The sequence below is a fragment of the Paraburkholderia sp. MPAMCS5 genome (assembly GCF_036016995.1).
Taxonomy (GTDB): domain Bacteria; phylum Pseudomonadota; class Gammaproteobacteria; order Burkholderiales; family Burkholderiaceae; genus Paraburkholderia.
In genome coordinates this window covers 40,492-63,141 of the sequence record NZ_JAYXBK010000022.1, presented here as the reverse complement: position 1 = coordinate 63,141, position 22,650 = coordinate 40,492, and the positions used below count along the sequence as shown (strand labels likewise).

Genomic DNA, 22,650 nt, shown 5'->3' with positions numbered 1-22,650 from the left:
AAGTGAAAAAAACCTGGTTCTCCGTCGGTCAGATCCTGCTGACCCTGATCGTCGTCGTGGCCGCGGCACTCGTGCTGTGGAAACTGGTCGGCTACTACATGTTCGCGCCGTGGACTCGCGACGGACACGTGCGCGCCGATGTGATCCAGGTCGCGCCGGACGTGTCGGGGCTGATTTCATCGGTTGAAGTGGTGGACAACCAGCAGGTCAGGCAAGGCCAGGTGCTGTTCGTCATCGACCAGGCGCGTTATGGGCTCGCGCTGCGTCAGGCACAGGCCACCGCGCAGCAACGCCGCGCCACGCTCGATCAGGCGCGCCGCGAAGATGCGCGCAATCGCAAGCTCGGCAATCTGGTGGCCGCCGAAGTCAGCGAGGAAAGCCGCTCGCGCGTGGACCAGGCGGAAGCCGCGCTCGCCGATGCGAATGTCGCGATCGACACCGCGAAGCTGAACCTGCAACGCGCGACGATCGTGAGCCCCGTCGACGGTTACCTGAACGACCGCGCGCCGCGTGCCGGCGAATTCGTCGCGGCGGGGCGCGCGGTGCTGTCCGTGGTGGACATGCATTCGTTTCGCGTGGACGGCTACTTCGAGGAAACCAAGCTCGGCGGCATCAACATCGGCCAGCCGGTCGACATCAGCGTGATGGGCGAGCCGCATGTGCTGCGCGGCCATGTGCAAAGCATCGTCGCGGGCATTGAAGACCGTGACCGCACGCAAGGCTCGAATCTGCTGCCGAACGTGAATCCGGCGTTCAGTTGGGTACGGCTCGCGCAGCGCATTCCGGTGCGTGTCGCACTCGATGAAGTGCCCACCGATTTCCGCATGATCGCGGGACGCACCGCGACCGTCTCGGTGCGCGAAGGGTCGAATGCGCGCGCCGCGCGCGCCGCGCCCGCTGCGAATGCTTCCGCCGTGCAGCCCGCATCCGCGGCCGCGACTTCGGGCGCTTCGCAATGAAACTGCTGCATACCCTGCCGGTTTTGCGTCCGTTTTTGCGTCCGCTTGCGCTGCTGCCACTCGCCGCGTTGCTCAACGGCTGCATGAATGTGGGCCCCAACTACGCGCTGCCGAAAGACGCACTCGTCAACGCGCCGCTCGCCAATGCGCCGATCGAAGGCGCTGACACGTCTCTCACGTCGCGCGCCGACGTGCCCGCCGTCTGGTGGAAGATGTATGACGATCCCGCGCTGAACAGTCTCGTGGACGAAGCGCTGCATTCGAACACCGACTTGCGCGTGGCCGCCGGGAATCTCGCGCGCTCGCGCGAGGCGCTCGGCGTCGCGCAGGCGCAAGGCGGTTTTTCCGGCAAGACGTCGGCGGCGTTTCAGCGCGCACAAGAATCGGCCGAACAATATTTGCTGACCGAGAAGCTGCCCGTTGTGAACGAAGGCGACATCGGCATCCGCGTCGCGTATGAAATCGATCTGTTCGGCAAGCTGCGGCGCGGCGTGGAAGCGGCGCAAGCCGATACCGAGGCCGTGCAGGCCGCTGGCGATCTCGCGCGCATCACGGTCGTGGCCGACGTCGTGCGTGCTTACGTCGAACAATGTTCGGCGGCCGAGGAACTGAAGATCGCGCAGCAGTCGCTCGGTTTGCAGCGACAGCGCGTGGATGTGTCGCGCCGTCTGCGTGACGCGGGCCGCGGCAATCAGACCGAAGTCACGCGCGGGCAGACTCAGGTCGATACCTTGTCGGCGGATATTCCGCGCTACACCGCGCGCCGCAAGATCGCGCAATACCGGCTCGCGGCGCTGCTCGCGCGCGCGCCGTCCGATTTGCCGGCCGCCGTGCTCGCTTGCGAAAGGCTGCCGCACCTCCGTCAACCGGTTCCGGTCGGCGACGGCGCCGCGCTGCTCAAGCGCCGGCCCGATGTGCGCGAGGCCGAGCGTCAGCTGGCGTCGTCCACGGCGCGCATCGGCGTGGCCACGGGCGCGCTGTATCCGACAGTCAGCATCGGCGCATCGGCAGGCTTCACCGGCGTTCTTGAAGATCTCGGCACCTCGCCTACCGCGCGTTGGGGCTTCGGTCCGCTGATCAGCTGGACGTTCCCGACGAACGGCGCGCGTGGCCGCGTGCGCGAGGCGCAGGCGTCGAGCCAGGTCGCGCTGGCGCACTTCGACGGCGTCGTGTTGACCGCGTTGCGCGAAACCGAAACGAGCCTCGCCACCTACGCATCCGACTACGCCCGCGCCGATGCATTGCGCGCCGCGCTGAAGTCCGCGGCGCAATCGGCGGACGAAACGCATCAGTTGTATCGCGCGGGCCGCGAGTCGTTCGTCTCCGATCTCGATGCGACGCGCACGCTCACCTCCACGCGATCCCAGGTGGCTGCCGCCGAAGGCCAGGTGGCGATCGATCAGGTCAATCTGTTCCTCGCGCTCGGCGGCGGCTGGGAGCAGGTTCCGCCCACGGCGCCGGTCGGCACGGCACCGGCCAAAGCTCCGTAACGCCGCCTTACCGGCTTACGATTTATTTTTGACAAACTTTCTTTTACCTTTCATTCGCGGTTAAATACTCGCCCTCACTCCACGTTACGAGGCCAAGGTATGTCGCCGTTCATGAAAAGCGTAGCTGCATTGGGTGGATGCATCGGCATCTTCGCGGCCTTCGTGGCCGTGGTCGAGATGCTGGCAGGCTGAACGCATTGCTCGCGAAGCGCCGGCGGTCTCACGCGGGCCGGCGCTTCGCCGCTTGATGAATCGCGGCCCGCACACGCGGATAAGTGCCACAACGGCACACGATATTGCTCATTGCCGCGTCGATGTCGGCGTCGGTCGGATTGGGTGTTCGCTTGAGCAACGCGCAGGCGGCCATGAGTTGCGCGCTCTGGCAATAGCCGCACTGCACCACATCGAGATCGAGCCACGCGGCCTTCAGTGCTTGCGCCTCCGCGCCTTGCATCCCTTCTATCGTCGTGATCTTCTGCGTGTTCAAGCTCGACATGAGCGTCTGGCACGCGAGGGCCGCCTTGTCGTTCAGATGCACCGTGCACGCTCCGCAGATGCCCACGCCGCAGCCGAACTTGGTGCCTGTCATGCCGAGTTCGCAACGCAGCACCCACAACAGCGGCATATCGGGTTCCACGTGCACCGTCACCGCGCGGCCGTTGATGTTCAGCGTTCCCATGCGCGCCTCCCGCTCAGGTGAATTTCAAAGGCAACGTGCGCAGCCGCTTGCCTGTCAGCGCGAACACCGCGTTGGCCACGGCGGGCGCAATCGGCGGCACGCCCGGTTCGCCGACTCCTTGCGGATGCAACTGACTCGGCATGATGTCGGTTTCGATCACGGGGCATTCGTCGATTCGCACAACCGGAAAGTCAACGAAGTTCTTCTGCTCGACCTGACCGCTCACGATCGTGATCTCGTCCTGTAACGCGGCCGAGAGGCCGAACACGATTCCGCCTTCCATCTGCTGGCGGATCAGATTCGGATTCACCGGCAAGCCGCAATCGATCACACAGACCACGCGATGCACGCGAATCTTCCCGTGCGGCCCAATCGACACTTCCACCACTTGCGCGACCACACTGCCGAACGCCTCATGAAGCGCGACGCCACGCGCGCGCGGCGCGCCATCGACGGCATGCGTCAACGGGCGCGCCCAATCGGATAACGCGGCGACACGCTGCAACACCGCCAGATGCCGCGGATGCTGCGCCAGTAGCGCGGCGCGAAATGCGACTGGATCTTCACCGGCGGCGGCGGCGACTTCGTCGGTAAAGCTCTCGGTGAAGAAGGCCTGATGCGAGTGGCCAACCGAGCGCCAGAAGCCGACCGGCACCGGCAATTCCACGATCTTGTGAGCGACGCGCGCGGTGGGCCATTCGTAGGGCTGATCGAATGCGCCTTCGGCCGTCGTCTTGTCGAGCGGAATGCGTGGGACTCCGTAATAACGCGCGAGGGCTTCTGGCACGATGGCCTGACTCGCGGACGTGCTATGCCACGCGACCAGTTTGCCGTTCTTGTCGAGACCGGCCTTCAATCGCGACACGCACGCGGGCCGATAGAAATCATGCGTGAAGTCCTGCGCGCGCGACCACAGCGTTTGCACCGGACGGCCCTTCGCTTGCCCCGCGATGACCGCGGCCTGCGCCACGTAATCGAGTTCGAGACGCCGGCCGAATGCGCCGCCGAGCAATTGCGTATGCACCTGAACCTTGTCGTCGTCGAGGCCCAATACCTTTGCCGCGTGATGCCGCGCGAGCGCCGGCATTTGCGTCGAGACCCAGACTGTCGCCGCGCCGTCCGCGACCTGCACCGTGCAATTGATCGGCTCGACCGCGCCGTGCGCGAGATAGGGCGCGTAATACTCGGCGGAAACGATGCGCGCCGCGCTGTTCAATGCGTCCTTGACGTCGCCGCGATGGTAGTACGCGTGGCCGTCGCTGTCGTCGAGTGCGGACACGAGTTGGTGCTCCACGTCCGCGCTCGATAGCGACGCCGCCAAGCCGGGCTGCCACTTCACGTCGATGGCGGCGACTGCGTTCATCGCGCGAAACGCGTTGTCCGCAATCACCGCGACGCCACCCGTGCCGCCGCTGTACGGCGCAACAGAAAGCGCTTTCACGAAGCCCGGCATTTTTTCCGCCGACGCCGCGTCGAAGCTCGCGACCGTGCCGCCGAGCGTGGGGCACATCACGACGCTTGCGTAGAGCAGGCCATCGGGCAATGCGTCGATGCCGAAACGCGCCGTGCCGTTGATTTTCGACGCGGCCTCGATGCGCCGCAGCGGCTTGCCAATGAGGCTGAAACGGGCGGGATCTTTCAACGCGATTTTGTCGGGCAACGCCTGCTGCGCCGCCATCGCCGATAGCTCGCCGAAGCTCGCCCTATGTCCCGACGGATGCATCACGTAGCCGCTTTCCGTCATGCATTCGCCCGCCGGCACATGCCATTGCGCCGCCGCCGCGGCGATCAGCATGGCGCGCGCGGAGGCGCCGGCTTCGCGCATCGGCGTCCATAGATCGTTGATACTCGATGAACCGCCGGTCATCATCGTGCCGCCCTCGCGCATGAGTTTGCGCGTGAACCACACGACCGTGCGCTTCGTGATGCTGTCGTGGTCGGGCCGAAACGGCAGATCGTCGATGACGCTCTGCACGCTGTTATAGATGTTGTCGATCGGCGCATCTTCCACGCGCACGCGCGACCAGTCGGCGTCCAGTTCCTCGGCGAGCACCATCGCAAGGCCCGTGTGAACGCCCTGCCCCATTTCCGCCTTGCACATGACGATGGTCACGGTGTCGTCGGCGTCGATCTTGACCCAGCCGTTGAGCGCCGCCTGCGTGCCCTGAACAGGCAATGGCGCGGCCGTGGTGAACCGCTGTCGCGGCGGCAACACGGACCAGCCGACCAGCAACGCCCCGAGCGCGCCCGCGCCGCCAACGAGGAAGGTTCTGCGCTTCATGATGATTCGCTCCATCCGCTTGCACGCCGCTCACAAGCTGTGGAGGCGCACGTTCGCGCCCTGTGTTCTCACGCAATAGTAGTAAGACGGAGCGAGGGCCGCCAACTTGAATTCGTCGGACGTCGATGCAGGGACAGGCAGACGTCATCGTGCGCGCGGGCGACACTGACCGGCAAGTCCGTGGATTACAGCACGCCGACTTATCGTTTGCTGCAAGAGTGAATTATCGTCTCGGGGGTTTTCCCTGGACTAACCGCTTTCTACAATCCGCGCATGGTGCCGAGTATTCGTTGCGGCATCGGAGCACACCATTCCCGGAGGGAAGCATCATGAAATCGCTGATTAAAACAGTGGCGCTCGCTGTAGCTCTCGCAGCGCCGCTTGCTTCGTTTGCACAAACCGAACAGCCGTTGACGCGCGCCGAGGTCAAGGCCCAATTGAAGCAGATCGAGCAGGCCGGCTATAACCCCGCCAACGCCGTCGATTCGAATTATCCCGCCGACATTCAGGCCGCCGAAGCGCGCGTCGCCGCGCACAGTGCCATGGCTCAAGGCGACACGACGGGTTACGGTTCCACGGCGACGGGCTCGTCGCAAACAGGGACCGCCACGCCGGCTCAATGAGAGCCCGCTTTCCTTTGTCGATGTTCCAGTCGATACGCGAAAGGCGCAGTCTGCGGACTGCGCCTTTTCATTTGCGCGCGCGCTATTCACCTTAAGATGACGCTTCGCGATCAGGAGCGTTCATGGGATCAACCGTCAAGAATTCGCTGCTATGGGTTTTCGAGCCTCTCGAGAACGATCCCGGATTCATGAGAAAGCGCTTATTCGCCTTCGAAGCGGCTTATGTGGATGGCCTGCTGTGCCTCGCGGTCGGCAATGGCGAGGAGCCGTGGAATGGCTTGCTCGTGTGTACGTCGCGCGATCGGCACGCGGAGATCATTCGCGAGTTTCCAGAACTGACGCCGCATCCGGTGCTCGGCAAATGGCTTTATCTTTCGCAAAGGGACGAGCAGTTCGAGGCGCTCGCCGCTGCGATTGTCGCGACGGTCAAGCGGCGCGACGCGCGCGTGGGAGTCGAGCCGGGCGCGAAAAGGAAAAAAGCGATCAGGTGACGTGCGTTCGCGACAAAGTGCCTGCTTTCAAGGGCTTTTCCGAGCTTGCAGGCATTGCGTGGACGTAGAACAGCGCGGCGATTTTTGACTAAACTTTGAGGACATCTTCTGCTTTAACTTCTCTGGTAGAACATCATGCGCCAGACGATCCATCGCTTATTGCTCGCGGCACTTCTTGCCGCAACCACGGGCGCGCTCGCCGAATCGATACAGATCGAGTCCGGCACTTACGGCGCAAATTGTGGCGCTTCACGCGGCAACGTGACGCGCGTTCTGGCCGGACACTGCAACGGCCTCGACACTTGCCAATATCCGCTCGCGCTCTCGACGCTCAACCAGAACCGCCAATCTTGTCCGGCCGATCTGGTCGCCGAATGGTCCTGCGGCGCGGGTCAGTTTCACGAGGCCGTGGTTCGCGCCGCCGCGACAACCTCAGGCACGCTCGTGCTGAGTTGCTTGCCGTCGACAGGAGCGGGCAAATAGCGCGAACTTCGACACCGCTCCTTGCACGGCTTATGCCGAGAGTTTTTGCATCTCCGCAAACAGATCGGCTTTTCCTTCGAAGCCGATACCCGGCAAATCGGGCATCGTGATAAAGCCGTTTTCCACTTTCACGCCATCAGGAAAGCCGCCATAGGGCTGGAACAGATCCGGATAGGATTCGTTACCGCCGAGGCCCAAGCCAGCCGCGATATTCAACGACATTTGATGTCCGCCGTGAGGAATGCAGCGGCTTCGCGACCAGCCGTGTTGATGCAGCATGTCGAGCGTGCGCAGATACTCGACGAGTCCGTAACTCAATGCGCAATCGAACTGCAACCAGTCACGGTCGGCGCGCATGCCGCCGTAACGAATGAGGTTGCGGGCGTCCTGCATCGAGAACAGGTTCTCACCCGTCGCCATCGGCTTGTCGTAGTAGTTGCGCAGCGTGGCCTGCAATTCGAAGTCGAGCGGATCGCCCGCTTCTTCGTACCAGAACAGATCGTATTGCGACAGCGCCTTCGCGTATTGAATGGCCGTATCGAGATCGAAGCGGCCATTTGCATCGACGGCGAGTTTCTGTCCGTCGCCGAGCACGCTGAGTATCGAGTCGATGCGGCGCAGATCTTCGTCAAGCGACGCGCCGCCGATCTTCTTCTTCACGACCGTATAGCCACGGTCGAGATAGCTGCGCATTTCGTCTTTCAGCTTCTCGTGATCCTGGCCGGGATAGTAATAACCGCCCGCCGCGTAGACGAAAATCTTGCGCTCCGGCCGGCCATTACCGTAGCGCTCGGACAGCAACTGGAACAGCGGCTTGCCTTCGATCTTCGCCACCGCGTCCCAGATCGCCATGTCGATCGTGCCGATCGCGACCGAGCGCTCGCCGTGGCCGCCGGGCTTCTCGTTCGTGAACATCGTCGCCCAGATCTTGTGCGGATCGAGGTTGTGGCCGCTATCGTCGACGAGCGAGGCCGGGTCCGCTTCGAGAACGCGCGGAATAAAGCGTTCGCGCATCAGCTTGCCCTGCCCGTACCGGCCGTTTGAATTGAAGCCGTAACCCACAACCGGCTTGCCGTCGCGGATAACGTCCGTCACCACGGCGACGAGACTCAGCGTCATCTTGCTGAAGTCGATGTAGGCATTGCGGATCGGGGAACTGATCGGAACAGTCTTTTCGCGGATTTCCACGATTCTCATGAGTGCATCTCCTGAATTCTGTGTACGCGCTGCGCGCGCCGGGCTGCAACGGAAGCTAGCTTAGCCGCGAAAAGATTCAGTAGAATTCACCTGAATTCATTTCATTTTTTACTTCCAGTAAACAACGGGAGTGACCGCCGCGTGCCCTCCGATGCTTCGTCCGATTTCGAATTTTTCATTCTTCTCGCCAAACTGAAGAGCTTGTCGGGCGCGGCACGCGCGCTCGATCTCACGCCGCCCGCGGCAACCAAACGTCTCGGCATCATGGAACAACGACTTGGCGCGCGGCTCGTCAACCGAACGACGCGAAGCGTCAGTCTGACGCCGGAGGGCGAGACGTATTTGCGCTACGCCACGCAAATCGCGGCACAGGTGCGGCAAATGGAAGACGAGATTTCGGGCGCCCGGTCCGATCCTCAAGGGTTGCTGCGCATCAACGCGACGCTCGGCTTCGGGCGCACGACAATCGCGCCGCTCGTGTCCGAATTCGCGAAGCGCTTCCCCCATGTCGAGATCCAGTTTCAGGTGACGGATCGGCCCATCGACCTGGTCGAGGAGGCGTTCGACATCGCGATCCGTTTCGGAACGCTGCCCGACAGCCGGTTGAGCGCGCGACGCCTCATGAGCAATCGCCGCTTTCTTTGCGCATCGCCGAAATATCTCGAACGCTTTGGCACGCCGGAGCGTGTCGAGGATCTTGTTCGCCACCGTTGCATCATTCACCGCCAGAACGACGACGCGTATGGCGTGTGGCGCTATATGCAAGACGACCACGTCGAAGCGCTGAAAGTCAAAGGCGCGCTTTCAAGCAATGACGGCGATATCGTGTTGCGTTGGGCGCTCGACGGTCATGGCATCTTGATCCGCTCAGAATGGGATCTGGCGAAATATGTTCAGAGCGGCCGATTGAAGCTAGTTTTGCCGAATATCGTGCTGCCGTCGGCGGACCTGTTTGTCTACTATCCCAGTCAGCGAAACCAGACCGCGCGCGCGAGAGCATTCATCGATTTTCTGATCGACCATTTTCAGGCGCCGTTCACGCCGGTCGAAACGGGTGCCTTGCTTTACGGCCAGAAAAAGAAAGCGGGGCGCAAATCCTAAGTGCGTGTTTGCTGCTGCGAGAACGCTGCGTGCCGATCTCGCCACCGCGCGCGCTGACGTTTCCAATCAGAAAGCCATCCTGCCGCGCTGCGAGCGCCAGATCCCAGCAGCCAACCGGCAGCGCTTAAAGTTTTCATCCTGCGACGAATGTTATTATCGGAAACACAAGACACGACCGCCCGTTAGTGGCAACACCGCAGCAACCCCATGGACACGCACACCACGAAGCCCGCCGAACCTTCCTCCGCCGACCTCGGACGCCGCGTGCGCGCCGCGCGTCAGGCGCAGAACCTGACGCTCGAAACCGCGAGCCGCCTGTGCGGCGTTTCGCGCTCGACGCTGTCCAAAGTCGAAAACGGCCTGATGTCGCCCACGTTCGACGTGCTGCAAAAAATCGTCCTCGGGTTGAAGATCGAAATCGGCGAGCTGTTCGGCTCGACGCCGAAAGTCAGCGCAAGCGGCCGCCGCGCGCTGACGCGCAAGGACGAAGGCCAGCGCCACGCGTATCGCGGCTATCAGATGGAACTGCTCGCGACCGACCTTGCGCACAAGGCGATGCTGCCGTTTCGCATCCGCATCTCGGCGCACACGCTCGACGCCTTCGACGACTGGGGCCGTCACGAAGGCGAGGAGTTTCTGTATGTCATAAGCGGCAGCGTGTGTCTCTATTCCGAGCTGTATGCGCCGACGCATCTGAACGCCGGCGACAGCCTCTACTTCGACAGCCGCACCGGCCACGCCGCAGTTTCGACAAGTGAAGACGATGCCGAAGTATTGTGGATGGCGACCAGCGCCGACATTGCTCAACCGTCGGCCATCGGCGAACCGGTCAAGAAGTAGCGCGGATTTTCACACACGCGCCTGCGCGAGCGCGCTGAGATTGCCTTCGCCAAAGCCATGATGCCCTTGGCGCTGCACGATCTCGAAGAAAATCTCGCCCACGCGGCGGCGCACGAAAGTCTGGAAAAACAGCAGCGGCACACCGTCCGCGCCAATTTCGCCGTCCACCAGAACGCGCGTGCGCTTCAGCCGCTCGATGTCGAGACCATGGCCCGGCAAACGCGCGTCGAGCTGCTCGTAGTAACGCGGCGGCGGCTCGACGAATTCCACGCCGTTCGCGATCAACTGCTCGACGCACGCGAAGATATCGTCGGTGGCAAGCGCAATGTGCTGCACGCCTTCGCCCGGATGATCCGGCAAATACTCATGCATCAGATTCGTCCGGCGCGTGCCCTCTTCATAAAGAGGAATGCGGATCGCGCCGCACGGCGACACCATCACGCGCGATTCCGCCGACACGTGCCAGTTGGCGTGCAGCTCGTGAATCTCGCGGAAATTGAGCAGATCGCGGTAAAAATCGAGCCATTCCTGCATGCGGCCCTCGCCGACCGTTTGCGTCAGATGATCCACCGCGACAAGGCCCGTGCCCGCGTGGCTCAGGTCGGCCTGCGCGGTGTCGATCTGGATCGGACGAAAGTCGATGTCGAAGATCGAGATATCGCCGAGGCCCCCGCGCTGGCCGCCGCGTCCGCGCCAACGATCGACAAAATAGATATGCGAATCGCCAATGCCCTGAATGGCCGGAATCTGCAACTCGCCCGCGCCGATTCTTTCGCCTTCAAAAGCCCACGCGCCGAGTTCGGTCGCGCGGTCAAAGGCGCGCTGCGCGTCGGCTACCCGAATGCCGATCGCACAAATGCCCGTGCCGTACTCTTCCGCGTAGCGCGCGGCGAACGAATCGGGCTCGGCGTTGATCAGAAAATTCATCTCGCCCTGGCGAAACAGCGTCACGTCCTTGCTGATGTGACGCGCGATTGCCTTGAAGCCGAGCTTCGTGAAGGTTTCGCCGAGTGCTCGCGGATCGCGCGCGGCAAATTCCACGAATTCGAGGCCGGCCGTGCCGAGCGGATTGTGCTCAGGCGCCGACACGGCGCGCAGCGCGGCATCTGAAGTGGGCAAGTCGCTGGGCATGGCAATCTCCTTATTTCGACGCTGTTTCCGTGTTTCCGATGTCGGTGCACGCCGTGTTTGTACACCGGCTGGCGTCCCCTCCGCAACCTTCGTTTTGTACCGGATGGTTCACCGCAAGCCTGAATGCGCCGCCGCCACGCGCGTCAGACCGTAGGCGTGGCGGGGCGCCCGCGTTTGCGCGCAGGCTTGCCCGCGCTCAAGGTCATTCGCAGTTGCGCGACTTCGCGCACGGCGTCGATAAAAGCCCTTCCTACCGGCGACGGCTGCGTATCGGAGCGCCGGATCAGTCCAACGGGCTCGTCGGTGCCCGCAAACGGCAACGGCAAACGCACAAGCATGCCATGCGCCAGCTCGTATTCCACGGCGCTGAGCGGCACGAACCACACGGCGTCGTTCTGAAGCGTCAAGGCGCGGCCCGTCGAAACCGACAACACTTCGACGAACGCCGACAACGGCGGCACGCCCCACGCGCTCAGCAAACTTTCCGCCGATTGCCGGATCAGCGTGCCGAACGGCGGCAGCACGATAGGAAAATTCTGCAACGCGGCGGACGGCACGCCCGCGGCTACATCGAGTGAATGCCCTGCCCGCACGACGGCGATCAGCGGTTCGCTGAAAAGTTGTTCGAAGCTGAGTCCGACCATGCGCTCGGGATCGGCGAGGCGCCCGACGGCGAATTCGATGGTGCCCGCTTTCAGACGCTCCAGTAGTTCCGGGTTGGCGCCCGTTGCGAGGCGCACGATCACGCGCGGCCAGAGCGACGCAAAGCGCTTGAGGACAGGCGGCATCAGCGCGCCGGCTACGGTCGGCAGAATACCGACTTCGAGCGTGGCCGCCGCCGCGCCTTCCGCGCGCGCCAACAGATCGACGCCCTGCCGCAATGCGCTGACGCACGCGCTCGCGTGCGGCATGAAAAGTTGCCCTTCACGCGTCGGCACGGCGCCATGACGGCCGCGCTCGAACAGTTTTACGCCCAGAATAGTTTCGAGTTCGGCGACGGTCTTGGAGACGGCCGGCTGCGTGATCGACAGGCTGTCGGCCGCCCGCTGGACGCTCCCGAACTGGGCGACGGCCAGGAAACACTGAAGATGACGGAATTTGACGCGGCTATCCGCGAGGCTGCGTTGCATAACGAAAGGTTATATCAAAAGCGCCAAAACGTCATTTTTCATAACCGTTCAGTTTGGATAAAGTCACTTTCACAACGTCGTATTCCACCATCCCCGAAGGAGACACAGATGGACGATTCCTTTCTCAGCGCGCGCGACTTCGCGTCCCACCCCGAATACATCTATCCCAGCTACGGTTCGTCGGTTAAACGCGGCCCGACGCGTCCGCTGATTCCGCTGAAGGAAAAACTGCGCGACCAGCGCGTGCCCGTCTACGGCACGGAAGACCTCGGCGCGCTCGACAACGACCTCACGCGCAACGCGGTCCGCAATGGCGAACCGCTCGGCGAGCGCATCATCGTGACAGGCCGCGTGCTCGACGAAGGCGGCCGCCCGGTGCGCAATACGCTGGTGGAAATCTGGCAGGCGAATGCCGCCGGCCGCTACGTGCACAAGGTGGATCAACACGATGCGCCGCTCGATCCGAATTTTCTCGGCGCGGGCCGCTGCATCACGGACAACGAAGGCCGCTATCGCTTCCTGACGATCAAGCCGGGCGCTTACCCGTGGGGCAACCATCCGAACGCCTGGCGTCCGAATCACATTCACTTTTCGCTGTTCGGCGAGCATTTCGGGTCGCGCCTCGTCACGCAAATGTATTTCCCCGGCGATCCGCTGCTCGCGTTCGACCCGATTTTTCAGGGCACGCCCGAGCAGGCACGCGAGCGCCTGATTGCGAACTTTTCGCTCGACACGACGCAAGAATCCTACGCGCTTGGCTACGATTTCGACATCGTGCTGCGCGGCCGCAACGAAACCCCGATGGAGCGCTAAGCCATGACCACTCTCAAGCAAACGCCCTCGCAGACCGTCGGCCCGTACTTCGCTTACGGCCTGTGCCCGCAGCAATACGACTTCGACTTCAAGAGCCTGTTCACGCCGGTTCTGGCCGACCGTGAAGCGGCCGGCGAGCACATCACGATTGTCGGCCAGGTGTTTGACGGCGACGGCAAGGTGATCGGCGACGCCATGCTCGAAGTGTCGCAAGTCGACGCTGACGGCCACTATCCGGAATCGCGCGAAGAAATTCTGAAGACCGGTTTTCGCGGCTTTGCGCGCGTCGGCACGGGCACGGACCCGCACAAGCGCTTTGTCGTGGAAACGGTGAAACCGGGCCGCGCGAGCCCTGACGAAGCGCCGCATCTGAATGTGATCGTGACGATGAGAGGCATGCTGCTGCACACGTTCACGCGCGTTTATTTCGAGGACGAAGCCGAAGCCAACGAGCGCGATGCAGTGCTGGCAGCGGTTCCCGCCGAGCGGCGCAATACGCTGATCGCACGCCGCGACGCGAATACCGCCAATGTGTATCGCTTCGACATTTATATGCAAGGCGACAAGGAAACAGTTTTCTTCGATCTGTAACGCGGATTCGCTACACGTTTATATCGCTTTCATTTACACTGAAAACGATTCGTCTTAGCGACTGGATCGCGAAACTCCGAGTATTTAAGCCCGCCTTGCGCGGGCTTTTTTTCGCGTCGGAATGAATTACGCGGCGGCATTTGGGGTGCAATTCGCGAACAACGTGCAAGCCCGCCGCGCGCGGCATTTGCGGCCGACCTGGTGTTTTAAAGGCAGCTTCAGCATATGACAGGCACGGGTATATTTCTTTGCATCACAGCGCTTCTTATAGGCTATTGCTTTATACGCATCGGCAGCTAAAGAGGAAGTGAATAAAGCAGAAGCAACGCCGTGACTCTCATGCTATGTTTCGACCACGTTGCCCACTCGTGCGCAATAGACAGGATAGACAGGAGACACAGTTATGCCAGCCTCAACCGCCGTCATCACTATTCTTGCCGCGCTCTTATTGGGCGCGATGAGTCCGGGACCGAGCTTCGTGATCGTCGCGCGCAATGCGATCGGGCTGTCTCGCGGCGACGGACTCGCGACCGCGCTCGGCATGGGCATCGGCGGCGTGTTTTTCAGCGGCATTGCATTGCTAGGCTTGTACACGTTGCTCGCCACCGTCGAATGGCTTTATATCGGCTTGAAAGTGGCCGGCGGACTTTACCTTGTTTATCTGGCGTCGAAAATCTGGCGCGGCGCGGCCAAACCGCTCGCCTTCGACGCTACACAAGCCGCCTTTACGAACCGGCGCAAATCTTTCTGGATCGGCCTCAGCACACAACTCAGCAATCCGAAGACGGCGGTTTACTACGGCAGTATCTTCGCGGCGCTGCTGCCGCAACATCCGCCGCTGTGGTGCTACTTCGCGTTGCCGCCCGCGATCTTCGCTATTGAAGCGGGCTGGTACACGATCGTGGCGTTGTGCTTTTCGAGCAAGCGGCCGCGCGAAATCTATCTTCAATGGAAGGCATGGATCGACCGCGTGGCCGCAAGCGCGGTGGCGGCGCTTGGATTGCGCCTCGTGCTCAACGCGCACAAAGTGGGCATCTGACACTGCGCCGGCTGAAGCGGCTCGCCTTCGACGCGATACGTGATACGTGATACGTGATACGTGAAGCGTGATACGTGAAGCGTGATACGTGAAGCGTGATACGTGAAGCGCGATACGTGATACGTGATACGTGAAGCGTGAAACGCGAAGTGTGAAGGCAAGCCTCCAAGCGCCATGGCCGCGCTGAAACTGAGCCGTTTCGTCGAACAGTTACAAGTTAAATGTTGACGCGTGCGCGTCATAGCGGTTACTGTGGCACCCGAAGTTCAAGAAGTTCGATTGCTGTTCATCAATGTCTCGCTCCCTCAGCGGTATTCGTTGTCCTCTCCCTCCTTGACGCTTCTAGCGCTCTTTCACAGAGCACATTTTCTATTTCATTCCTCAAGGATTCTTCATGGATACCGGTATTGTTAAGTGGTTCAACGACAGCAAAGGCTTCGGCTTCATCACCCCGGATAACGGCGGCGCAGATCTGTTTGCGCACTTCTCCGAAATCAGCGGCAGCGGCTTCAAGTCGCTCGCTGAAAATCAGAAGGTGAGCTTCGAAACGAAGCAAGGCCCGAAAGGTCTGCAAGCGGCCAACATCACGCCGCTGTAAGTTTGAAGGGCTCGGTGTCCGGCAACGGACATCGGGCTGCAGCGACATCCTCGCGGAGCTTCGTCTCCCACAGTTGGCGCGCCATCGCTTTTGAGTTGCACGAATTAATGCAACTCGCTCAAGCGCCAAACGCCTCGTTGCACCTCATTCTCCCCTCGGCTTTAACGCCCCTTTTTAGCTTTCCGGCTGCGTTCTGATTCGGCTCGCAATGGCTTTGAATCGGCTTGTCCGCGCGACTCAATGGAATTCGCACGGCATGCGCGCATTCGACAATTATTAAAATATAAAATGCAAACCAAACATATTCATCATTACAACGGCTATGCCGTGGAACCTTCGGCGCATCGCCTGCCCGACGGCACATTTTCGTCCAACCTGTTGCTCGAACGCGCCGACAGCGCGCGCGCAGAAGGGCGCTACCAGTTCTATTCGCTCGATTATTTCACCGACGAAGAACAGGCCTTGCAGCATTCGACGCACTGGGCCCACAACTGGGTCGATACGCGCGGCTGAGGCATCAATAGCAGACGAGAAATAGCAAACGCGATGTGACACCCGGTCCGCGCCTCCCCGTTCTCGCAAGCATAAAAAAAGGTGCCGCGAACGGCACCTTTTTGTACAACAAGCAGCTTCTGCTGAAGCTTAGAAGCGGTGACGCAGACCGACCGTAGCAGCCGTCTGGTTCTTCGACGACGATGCAGCTTGCGTGATGTCGCCGCTGTAGATCGAAGCGACACCGCCGTTGCCCATTGCGTGCTGGTACACGGCTTGAGCGTAGACGTCCGTGCGACGCGACAGCGCGTAATCAGCCTGCACGCCGATCTGGTGGTAACGCACCGACGTCGAGCCGCCGTTCGCGCCAACGCCATAACCCTTGCCGTCGGTGAACGTGTAAGCCACGCCCAGGCCCAGAGCCGGGGTCAGGTTGTACTTGCCGTTGACTTCGTAGTTGTTTGCACGCAGCGATTGACGTGCGCCTGCAACGTTGTCGATACGCGATTGCGTCCATGCCAGACCGACCGTAGCCGGGCCGAACGAGTACGCACCTGCTGCGCCGAACTCACGCTGACGGAAGTTGCCGGTCAAGCCCAGGATCGAGCCGTCCGAAGCGCCGCCATTGCTAGCCGTGCCGGCTGCGTTCGTTGCGCCCGGGTTGTTCTGCTGTGCGTAAGCAGCGCCCAAACGCAGACCTTGCCACTGGTATGCAGCACCCAGGCTGTATTCGCGGTTGTTTGCAAATGCACCAGCCTGGTTCGAGAAACCATACGTGCCGCCGAACGTGACGCCGCCGTAGTTAGCGCTCGAGTACTTGATCGAGTTGTTGACTGCGGAGCCGCCGTTGGTGTTCAGGTTGTCGTTGTTGAACGGGTGCGCGAAGTACGTGCCGCCCCAGCTGCCCGTTGCGGTCAGCGGTGCGAGGTAGTCTTGCGCTGCGTCGTATTGACGGCCCAGCGTGACGGTACCGAATTGTGCGCTCGACAGACCGACGAAAGCCTGACGGTTGAACATGCCGTTGTTGTTCGCGAACTTGCCATTGTTGATGTTAAAGCCGCTTTCCAACGTGAAGATTGCCTTCAGGCCGCCGCCCAGGTCTTCCGAGCCGCGCAGACCGAAGCGGCTCTGGTCGATGCCGCCGCTGCCGGCTGCCCACTTCGAGTTATGAGCAACGTTGCTCGTGTAGGTCACGCCTGCGTCCAGCAGACCGTACAGCGTGACGCTGCTTTGTGCGTGAGCGACGGAAGCGAACGATGCGGCAACCGCAACGACGATAAGACTCTTTTTCATGCGTGGGACTCCTGTTCGATAAATTTCGCGGGGGAGCGGGACTTGCCTCGACAGCGCAGCGATGCGCCATCGCCCTTGTCGCCGAACCGTTGGTCGGCTCGGCTGGGCACCCTCTAAACGAAGCGTGAGTGTAGGGGGACACCCTAATAGCGGCGCCCGCAATTCGCACAACACGATCTTTCCGATTTCGCAACAATCGAACAGGCGTTTTAGCTAAGTGTTTGTTTTTCAGAAATTAATTGGAATGAGGGTCAGGCAGAACGCCTGCTATGAACATAAATTTTTTGCAACTTTTCAATAACTAAAGTTGTGTGTATGCAACAGGTTGTAATACCCCAGACGCAATATTGATGGTTAAGAGCGGCATTTCCAAATCAGACATTGCTCATTAATTAAGCAATGTGCCCTGACGTCCGAATGCACGGGATTTTATTTGTGAAAAGTGGGAACTTAATTGAATTCACCATGTCTCCATTCTCATCCCGTTTATTCGAAACACTCATTCGAGACTCGAATATCGCGGCATTCAGCCTTGCGCGACTTAGCGCGCACTCGTTAATGGCGAGTATCGGCGAGATCAATCCGAGAGCCGCCACGCCGGCACTTCTCACCGCGCACAAATAGAAAAGCCGCCCTTCAGGCGGCCTGACTCCAACTGCTGCAATTACGCCGATCGAATTGACGCACAGGGAATACGCTTTCTATCGATGGTCAAAAAATGAAGCCTTCAGCACGGGCGCGCCCGGAAGTGAATTGCGGCGCCGACCGCCGCGTGACAAACCCGGTGCTGAAAGCGGACGGCAATGCATTGAACAGCCTTCCAGCTACATTAACGGCACGGCCGTGCACTTTTTGACGGGTAGTTTCCCTAGTATCGTTGGCAGCTTCTCCTACAACTTGCGTTAGGAGTTCTTCTGCAACTGCTCCAGTGCGTCCTCATCCTCGGGGGAACTGCCGGGCGCCAGCGGATCGGTCTCGGGCGGCGTGCCCGGCAGCGGACGCGGCTGATCTTCGGGCGCGTCCAGCGGCTCGTTCGAAGGATCGGCTACGGGATCAATGGTCGGATCGGTTTGCATGATGGGCTCCAGTGGATGGGAACATCTCCCGTCACTCGCCGCGCAACCGCTATTCCCGCGAACAGGCGCTTTCAGCGCATCAAGCAGCCGCTTCGGCCGTCGATGTAGAAATTGCTCCGCGCGCTAGCGAAAGTTTCAACCGCCGTCTGCGCGACAACGCTCGTTATTCGCAAAAAGCGGTTCAGCGGCGACCGACGCCGCGTCGGGGAGCGTCGTCGCCGGTGCCGGTCAGGAACGGCTCCAGGCCGAACAGCCACGCGAAGTAGAACGTGGCGCGCGTAAGCGTACGGCGCCGGCGGCGCTCGCGCGCCTGCGCGCCCGCGCCCGGCAGCGGGGTGACGAGGATGGGTTGAGACTTGGAAAGCTCGCTAACGGTGTGGTGTGGCCGCATGATCGTTCTCATTATTGATGTCGCGTGGACGCCGACTCTGAGCAAACCGTGTGCCGCAGCGTGGAACGCGAATTTTCCGGTTTTAAACGCAGCTGGTTGGCCTGGTTTTCGACAGTCGGTGTTTACCCCTCAGACCACGCTTTGACCTTGCACCTTCGCCAAATCGATCACAAAATGTAAGCGCTATCATCAACGACAGATGCGGAACGCCTTGAAATAGCTCGGGTGAGCATGTCTTAAATGTAAGCGCTAACACGCATCGCCATCGCGCGGAATACGACACGAAGGGGCACAGACTCCCACGAACCGCGCGCCAGATCCGACGCGCAACTTCCGGCCGCCCGACATCGCATCGGCGCGGACGTCTATCTCAACTGCTGACATGAAACGGAGACAACGATCATGAGCGCAACCCCGAGCCACGAGCAGACGCCGCCAAAGATTCGCCGCGCCCAGATCGTGGCGCTCACGCTGCTGATGGTGAGCGGCATCGTCAACTACCTCGACCGTGGCACGCTCGCCGTCGCCAACCCGTTGATCCGTCAGGACATGGGGCTGTCGCTCGGGCAAATGGGCCTGCTGCTGTCGGCGTTCTCATGGAGTTATGCGCTGTTTCAGTTGCCGGTAGGCGGACTTGTCGACCGGATCGGACCGCGCCGGCTGCTCGGCATCGGGCTGATCCTGTGGTCGCTCGCGCAGGCGGCCGGCGGCTTCGTCTCCACGTTCGGCTGGTTCATTCTTGCGCGGATTCTGCTCGGCATCGGCGAAGCGCCGCAGTTTCCGTCGGCGGCCCGCGTGGTGAGCAACTGGTTTCCGCTGCGCGAACGCGGCAAGCCAACCGGCATTTTCAACTCGGCCTCGCCGCTCGGCACGGCGCTCGCGCCGCTCTGCCTGTCGGTGCTGGTCGTCAATCTGAACTGGCGCTGGGCGTTCATCGTGACGGGCATCGCCGGGCTGATCGTCGCCGTCGTGTGGCTCGCCGTCTATCGCGATCCGGTCAAGGCGGCCCTGAACGACGCCGAGCGCCGCTATCTGGACGGCGATGAAACCGACACGAAACCCACGCCCGCCGTTACCTTAGCCGACTGGCGCTCGCTGTTTTCGCACGGCACGACGTGGGGCATGCTGATCGGCTTCTTCGGTTCCGTCTATCTGAACTGGGTTTACCTCACCTGGCTGCCCGGCTATCTGACGATGGAACGCCACATGACGCTGATGCACACCGGCATCGCGGCATCGGTGCCGTTTTTCTGCGGCTTTCTCGGCGCGCTCACGGCAGGCTGGTTTTCCGATCTCATCACGAGCCGCAGCGCGAGCCCGGTGGCGAGCCGCCGCAATGCCGTGGTGATCACGATGCTCGGCATGGTCGCGTTCACGATTCCCGCCGCGCTGGTCCAGAGCAACACGCTCGCGATTGTGTGCATCTCCGTGGTGATCTTTCTGGCGAACGCCGCGTCGGCGTGTTCATGGGCGCTCGCTACCGCCGCCGCGCCGCCGAACCGCGTCGGCTCGCTCGGCGCGATCCAGAACTTCGGCGGCTTTCTCGGCGGCGCACTCGCGCCGATCCTCACCGGCTACATCGCGCAATCGTGGTCGTTCGTGCCGGCTCTGCTGACGGCCGCGGGCGTCGCGTTCATCGGCGCAATGAGCTATTTGCTGCTGGTGCGCAAGCCGATCGCCGACGAAACCGCCTCAAACGAAGCCATGCAGGCACCCGCGTGAGCGCGGGGGTAGTGGCGTGTGGCTCGAGATGGGCCCGACTAACGATTCTCTTCAGGAGCAACCAGGCATGACCACCGTGAAGCAACCCACCTCGTCAATTGAGGGCATCGTTCCCGTCATGCTGACGCCATTCGACGATGCCGGCGCGATCGACTACCCCGGTCTGGAACGTCTGATCGAGTGGTACATCGCAAACGGATCGGACGCGCTCTTCGCCGTCGCGCAGTCGAGCGAGATGCAGTTCCTCACGCTTGCCGAGCGCGGCGCGCTGGGACGCTTCGTCGTCGAGAAAGTGGCCGGACGGATTCCCGTCGTGGTGTCCGGCCACGTCAGCGACGATCCCGACGCGCAAGCGGAAGAACTGAACGTCGCCGCCGCGACAGGCGCACAAGGCGTCGTGCTGGTGACAAACCGGCTCGATCCCGCTCACGAGGGAACCGGCACGTTCGCCGCGAATCTCAAGCGGCTGCTCGCGCGGCTTCCGTCCGACGTGCCGCTCGGCTTGTATGAATGCCCCGCGCCTTATCGCCGTCTTCTTTCGGATGACGAACTAAAGCTGTGCATCGACACTGGCCGCTTCATCATGCTGAAAGATGTGAGCTGCGATCTGGCGACGGTCAAGCGCCGCGTCGCACTCGCCGAGGGCTCCTCGCTGAAAATCCTCAACGCCAACGCAGCCATTGCGTGGGACGCGATGAAAGCCGGCTCGGCGGGCTTCAACGGCGTGTTCACGAACTTTCATCCGGACCTGTACAACTGGCTGCGCAATCGCGCCGCGCAAGACCCGGCGCTCGCGGAAGAACTTGCCACGTTCCTCGTGCTTGCGGCCGTCTCCGAATCGCTCGGCTATCCCGCGCTCGCGAAGATGTATCACCAGCGCATCGGCACGTTCGGCTCGATTCGCTGCCGCGTGATCGACTACGACGTGCGCGAACGATTCTGGGCGCTGGACGCGGTACTCGACAAGATCGTCGCGGGCACCGAGCATTTCCGCGCGCGCATCGCCGCGCTCGATACGAGCCGCTAGATGCCGCCAGATGCCGCCAGATGCCGCAATCCGTTATCGCGCCGATGCCGCAACGAACGCGGCGGTAAGATAGCGGGCTTCCGGTTTCGCCTTTGTTTCCCAAGCTCATGTCCGACACGCCTGATTCGCCCGCCTCCTGCGCCGCCACCCGAACGCAAACCAACCGTGCGCGCCGCGGTACGGGCCGCACGGTGTTGTCGGACGTCGCGAAGCTCGCGGGCGTTTCCACTGCAACCGTGTCGCGTGTCTATAACGAGCCGGAGAAAGTGAGCGCCGCCGTGCGCGAACGCGTCGAGCAGGCCGCGGTCACGCTCAACTGGTTTCCGAATGCCGCCGGGCGCGCGCTCGCGTCCACGCGCAGTCACATCGCGGGGATCATCATTCCCACGCTCGACGATCAGGTGTTCGCTTCGCAGGTGAGCGGCATGCAGGCGGCGTTCGCGGCGCGCGGCATCACGCTCGTGCTCGGCTGCTCCAACTACGATCCCGCGCAAGCGCTCGTGCAGGTGCGCGCGATGCTTGCGCGCGGCGTAGAGGCAATGGCGGTCGTGGGCGAGGCACATCCGCCCGAACTGTTCGACGCGTTGCGACGCTATCGCGTGCCGCATGCGGTCACGTACGCGTATCGCAAGGACAGTCCGCATGTTTGCATCGGCTTCGACAATTTCGCGGCCTACGTGCAGATGACCGAGCATCTGATCGGTCTCGGCCATCGCTCGTTCGCTGTCTGCATTCAGCCGACGCGCGACAACGATCGCGTTCAGGCGCGCGTCGCGGGCATTCGCGCGACGCTCGAGCGGCACGGACTCGCCGTGCGGCCCGAACACATGTGCGAAGGCGAATCGACCATCGCCTTTGGTCGAAGCAGCTTGCGCTCGATCTGGCAAGCGCCCGGCGAGCGCCCCACCGCGATCATCTGCGGCAACGATCACATCGCGCTTGGCGTACTGCGCGAAGCGGACGAACTGGGCATTGCCATTCCGGGCGAACTCTCCGTGACGGGATTCGACGACCTGGAAATCTCGAAAGCGATTTGCCCCGCACTGACCACCATGCGCGTGAACACGTACGAGATCGGACAGTTGACCGCGCAACATCTGCTCGACATGCTCGACGGCAAGCGGCCGAAAAACGGTCACGAAGTGCGCGCGCTATTGCATGTCAGGCAGTCCACCGGACCCGCGCCCAAAGCGTGATTCACGA

At 61.8% G+C, this 22,650-nt stretch carries 23 protein-coding genes; 15 read left to right on the top strand and 8 right to left on the bottom strand.

What is annotated here, in order from left to right; translation table 11 throughout:
• Positions 1-2 precede the first annotated feature (2 nt).
• Together VOM14_RS29455 and VOM14_RS29450 are read left to right on the top strand one after the other, a co-directional pair.
• Positions 3-959 (top strand): HlyD family secretion protein, encoded by a 957-nt coding sequence (locus tag VOM14_RS29455; RefSeq protein ID WP_327632247.1) that lies wholly within the window; start codon positions 3-5, stop codon positions 957-959.
• On the top strand, positions 956-2,449 hold the full coding sequence (locus VOM14_RS29450; RefSeq protein ID WP_327632246.1) for an efflux transporter outer membrane subunit: 1,494 nt from the start codon (positions 956-958) through the stop codon (positions 2,447-2,449). The genes VOM14_RS29455 and VOM14_RS29450 overlap by 4 nt, the downstream gene beginning before the upstream one ends.
• 220 nt (positions 2,450-2,669) lie before the next feature.
• Here VOM14_RS29450 and VOM14_RS29445 read toward each other — a convergent pair whose 3' ends face one another.
• Positions 2,670-3,128, bottom strand: coding sequence for a (2Fe-2S)-binding protein (locus tag VOM14_RS29445; RefSeq protein ID WP_327632245.1), 459 nt, complete (start codon positions 3,126-3,128; stop codon positions 2,670-2,672).
• Between the two features lie 13 nt (positions 3,129-3,141).
• Positions 3,142-5,409, bottom strand: a complete 2,268-nt coding sequence (locus VOM14_RS29440; RefSeq protein ID WP_327632244.1) for a xanthine dehydrogenase family protein molybdopterin-binding subunit — start codon at positions 5,407-5,409, stop codon at positions 3,142-3,144.
• 329 nt (positions 5,410-5,738) lie between these two features.
• Between VOM14_RS29440 and VOM14_RS29435 the strand changes: the two genes are divergently transcribed.
• The 3 genes from VOM14_RS29435 (at position 5,739) to VOM14_RS29425 (ending at position 7,006) form a co-directional block, all read left to right on the top strand.
• The gene (locus VOM14_RS29435) at positions 5,739-6,032 is read left to right on the top strand and encodes a DUF4148 domain-containing protein (RefSeq protein ID WP_327632243.1); all 294 of its coding nucleotides are present in this window, start codon (positions 5,739-5,741) and stop codon (positions 6,030-6,032) included.
• Between the two features lie 122 nt (positions 6,033-6,154).
• The gene (locus VOM14_RS29430) at positions 6,155-6,523 is read left to right on the top strand and encodes a hypothetical protein (protein ID WP_327632242.1); all 369 of its coding nucleotides are present in this window, start codon (positions 6,155-6,157) and stop codon (positions 6,521-6,523) included.
• Positions 6,524-6,658: 135 nt separating this feature from the next.
• A complete protein-coding gene (locus tag VOM14_RS29425; RefSeq protein WP_327632241.1) occupies positions 6,659-7,006 on the top strand; it encodes a hypothetical protein in 348 nt (115 codons plus the stop codon).
• Positions 7,007-7,036: 30 nt separating this feature from the next.
• Here the strand turns inward: VOM14_RS29425 and VOM14_RS29420 are convergent, their stop codons facing one another.
• Positions 7,037-8,203: a mandelate racemase/muconate lactonizing enzyme family protein gene (locus VOM14_RS29420; RefSeq protein WP_327632240.1), complete on the bottom strand. Its 1,167-nt coding sequence runs from the start codon at positions 8,201-8,203 to the stop codon at positions 7,037-7,039.
• A 141-nt stretch (positions 8,204-8,344) separates the two neighbouring features.
• Here VOM14_RS29420 and VOM14_RS29415 point away from each other — a divergent pair, with 141 nt between their 5' ends.
• Both VOM14_RS29415 and VOM14_RS29410 read left to right on the top strand, forming a co-directional pair.
• On the top strand, positions 8,345-9,304 hold the full coding sequence (locus VOM14_RS29415; RefSeq protein ID WP_327632239.1) for a LysR family transcriptional regulator: 960 nt from the start codon (positions 8,345-8,347) through the stop codon (positions 9,302-9,304).
• Positions 9,305-9,511: 207 nt separating this feature from the next.
• The gene (locus tag VOM14_RS29410; protein ID WP_327632238.1) at positions 9,512-10,144 is read left to right on the top strand and encodes a helix-turn-helix domain-containing protein; all 633 of its coding nucleotides are present in this window, start codon (positions 9,512-9,514) and stop codon (positions 10,142-10,144) included.
• A 9-nt stretch (positions 10,145-10,153) separates the two neighbouring features.
• Here the strand turns inward: VOM14_RS29410 and VOM14_RS29405 are convergent, their stop codons facing one another.
• Positions 10,154-11,275 (bottom strand): 4-hydroxyphenylpyruvate dioxygenase family protein, encoded by a 1,122-nt coding sequence (locus VOM14_RS29405; protein ID WP_327632237.1) that lies wholly within the window; start codon positions 11,273-11,275, stop codon positions 10,154-10,156.
• 143 nt (positions 11,276-11,418) lie between these two features.
• The gene (pcaQ, locus tag VOM14_RS29400) at positions 11,419-12,405 is read right to left on the bottom strand and encodes a pca operon transcription factor PcaQ (protein ID WP_327632236.1); all 987 of its coding nucleotides are present in this window, start codon (positions 12,403-12,405) and stop codon (positions 11,419-11,421) included.
• Between the two features lie 108 nt (positions 12,406-12,513).
• Here pcaQ and pcaH point away from each other — a divergent pair, with 108 nt between their 5' ends.
• The 5 genes from pcaH to VOM14_RS29375 all read left to right on the top strand — a co-directional run bounded on the left by pcaH (position 12,514) and on the right by VOM14_RS29375 (position 15,959).
• Positions 12,514-13,218: a protocatechuate 3,4-dioxygenase subunit beta gene (gene pcaH, locus VOM14_RS29395; protein ID WP_327632235.1), complete on the top strand. Its 705-nt coding sequence runs from the start codon at positions 12,514-12,516 to the stop codon at positions 13,216-13,218.
• A 3-nt stretch (positions 13,219-13,221) separates the two neighbouring features.
• Positions 13,222-13,809, top strand: a complete 588-nt coding sequence (pcaG, locus tag VOM14_RS29390; RefSeq protein WP_327632234.1) for a protocatechuate 3,4-dioxygenase subunit alpha — start codon at positions 13,222-13,224, stop codon at positions 13,807-13,809.
• A 403-nt stretch (positions 13,810-14,212) separates the two neighbouring features.
• The gene (locus VOM14_RS29385; protein ID WP_327632233.1) at positions 14,213-14,848 is read left to right on the top strand and encodes a LysE family translocator; all 636 of its coding nucleotides are present in this window, start codon (positions 14,213-14,215) and stop codon (positions 14,846-14,848) included.
• 394 nt (positions 14,849-15,242) lie between these two features.
• Entirely contained in the window at positions 15,243-15,446 is a 204-nt protein-coding gene (locus VOM14_RS29380; RefSeq protein ID WP_327632232.1) for a cold-shock protein, read from the top strand.
• 288 nt (positions 15,447-15,734) lie between these two features.
• Positions 15,735-15,959 (top strand): hypothetical protein, encoded by a 225-nt coding sequence (locus VOM14_RS29375; protein ID WP_327632231.1) that lies wholly within the window; start codon positions 15,735-15,737, stop codon positions 15,957-15,959.
• 129 nt (positions 15,960-16,088) lie between these two features.
• Here the strand turns inward: VOM14_RS29375 and VOM14_RS29370 are convergent, their stop codons facing one another.
• From VOM14_RS29370 to VOM14_RS29360, 3 genes are all read right to left on the bottom strand, one after another.
• Positions 16,089-17,231: a porin gene (locus tag VOM14_RS29370; RefSeq protein WP_327632230.1), complete on the bottom strand. Its 1,143-nt coding sequence runs from the start codon at positions 17,229-17,231 to the stop codon at positions 16,089-16,091.
• Between the two features lie 902 nt (positions 17,232-18,133).
• Positions 18,134-18,307: a hypothetical protein gene (locus VOM14_RS29365; protein ID WP_327632229.1), complete on the bottom strand. Its 174-nt coding sequence runs from the start codon at positions 18,305-18,307 to the stop codon at positions 18,134-18,136.
• 181 nt (positions 18,308-18,488) lie between these two features.
• Entirely contained in the window at positions 18,489-18,698 is a 210-nt protein-coding gene (locus VOM14_RS29360; RefSeq protein WP_327632228.1) for a hypothetical protein, read from the bottom strand.
• A 402-nt stretch (positions 18,699-19,100) separates the two neighbouring features.
• Between VOM14_RS29360 and VOM14_RS29355 the strand changes: the two genes are divergently transcribed.
• The 3 genes from VOM14_RS29355 (at position 19,101) to VOM14_RS29345 (ending at position 22,643) form a co-directional block, all read left to right on the top strand.
• Positions 19,101-20,420: an MFS transporter gene (locus VOM14_RS29355; protein ID WP_327632227.1), complete on the top strand. Its 1,320-nt coding sequence runs from the start codon at positions 19,101-19,103 to the stop codon at positions 20,418-20,420.
• 67 nt (positions 20,421-20,487) lie between these two features.
• Positions 20,488-21,447 (top strand): dihydrodipicolinate synthase family protein, encoded by a 960-nt coding sequence (locus VOM14_RS29350; protein WP_327632226.1) that lies wholly within the window; start codon positions 20,488-20,490, stop codon positions 21,445-21,447.
• A 107-nt stretch (positions 21,448-21,554) separates the two neighbouring features.
• The gene (locus tag VOM14_RS29345; RefSeq protein WP_327632225.1) at positions 21,555-22,643 is read left to right on the top strand and encodes a LacI family DNA-binding transcriptional regulator; all 1,089 of its coding nucleotides are present in this window, start codon (positions 21,555-21,557) and stop codon (positions 22,641-22,643) included.
• Positions 22,644-22,650: the final 7 nt, after the last annotated feature.